This window comes from Francisella sp. 19S2-4, from assembly GCF_036281795.1.
GTDB lineage: Bacteria > Pseudomonadota > Gammaproteobacteria > Francisellales > Francisellaceae > Francisella.
In genome coordinates, this window is the sequence record NZ_JAWUZH010000090.1 from 1 (window position 1) to 1,609 (window position 1,609).

The following is a 1,609-nucleotide window of genomic DNA, read 5'->3' on the forward strand; positions in this document are numbered from 1 at the left end:
ATACTAATATCTGTAACATCTGTATTTTACAAAATATATCTAACAATTTGGGATATTAATTCAACAGTCTTTATAGCGTATTCTTACCTATGCAAAATCTGCTTGCTGTGACTTCAAACGTTAAATTCTCTGATTCTTTTATTGATAATACTTTTTGACGGAAATCTAATGAATAAGTCATAGTTACAAATAGAAAATATTATAACCAAAATATAATGATTTAGCTATATATAAATACTTTATAAACCTGTCTTTATTTGCAAACTTTCTAAGTACAAAAATATATTAATATAAAGGGATATAAAAAATAGAGACTTATTTAGAAAAATCGATTTCTCCATTTAAACAATCTTGATTAGTGATAAAGAATTGAGGAGAAATATTAGTTTTATTACACGGTACATCTTTATCTACCAGCAATCTCCAAGAAGTATCATCCTTAGGTAGGATCTGTGTATAAATGCCATCACAATTAACTTTAACTTTTCTTATATCTCCTTCTTTGCTTAAAAAGTTTAAAGTCGCTTCTTTCCCTTTAGGCAAGTGGGAAACTACTATATCAACTCTTTCTGTAGCAAGTGGCCAACTTTCAAAATCGAGATTAACATTGGTAGTTTTATTTGTATTCACTACGAAAGTCTCAGGGAGAGTTTTAACGTGTTTACCAGCATCCACAAAACTATCTGTTTGGACAATATATTTAGTACCTTTATCTGATTTCACAGGAAGATCATTAATTAATTTATCAGAATTCAATGTCAAATCTCCTTTAGTAACAACATTTCCTGATAAATCTTTGATTGTATAAGGCACCGATATCAATCCAGAACCAGAAGATAGTTTTAGCTTAGCTTTAAGATCTACTGAACCAGCATCGATCTTTTTAAAATAAACATCCACTTGTTTATTTTCTCCAGGCTTAATTTTGATTTTAGAGGGGAATGAATGTCCTATATTTGATCCTATATTTGATGTATGTATAGTAAGAGTTCCAGGCTTAACTTTTAATTCTGCAGTTTTACCCCATTCAGCATTATCTAGCTTTGCAATCCTGACACCATTATGATAGATCTTAATCGTAGGTTTTACTTGAATTCCAATAGAGTCTGGCTTCTGAGGTAACTTAATCGACAATGTTGATTTATCAATATTTTTACAGAAGATCCAATATTTATTTTCTTCAGGAGATTCACTAGTCCACCAATCTCCTTCTAACTCATATATTTTATTCTTAAATTTAACAAACTGTCCTTCTGAATACCCTTTCCAATTATTCTCATCCAAGCCCTTATAAGAAGAAATAGCATTAGGAACAGTATCACAGCTTTCAGCGTGTAAATCATTTGCATATAAAAAGCTAAAGCCCACAAATAATCCAATAGATAAAAAAACTTTTTTTTTCATAATTTATACTTAATAAATTTTAAAGATTCAAAAACTAAAGGTATTTTAGATAAAATACCTATTACTTACAATATATATCAAGCTCAAAAGCACCACATACAAAAAGCATAAATAAATCTTTAATCAACTCCCCACACAATTAATATAACATTCTACACAGGTGCGATAAATACTCTAGCAGCAAATGCTATCTGGAACACTATCT

The 1,609-nt window shown here is 29.5% G+C and carries 1 protein-coding gene; it reads right to left on the reverse strand.

From position 1 onward, the window contains the following. Positions 1-315: 315 nt before the first annotated feature. A complete protein-coding gene (locus R8535_RS10835) occupies positions 316-1,404 on the reverse strand; it encodes a hypothetical protein (RefSeq protein ID WP_329499165.1) in 1,089 nt (362 codons plus the stop codon). Between the last annotated feature and the right edge of the window lie 205 nt (positions 1,405-1,609).

What these genes read in the sequence shown, in the direction of transcription:
- R8535_RS10835 (WP_329499165.1), bottom strand. Translation starts at nt 1,404, where the DNA reads ATGAAAAAAAAAGTTTTTTTATCTATTGGATTATTTGTGGGCTTTAGC.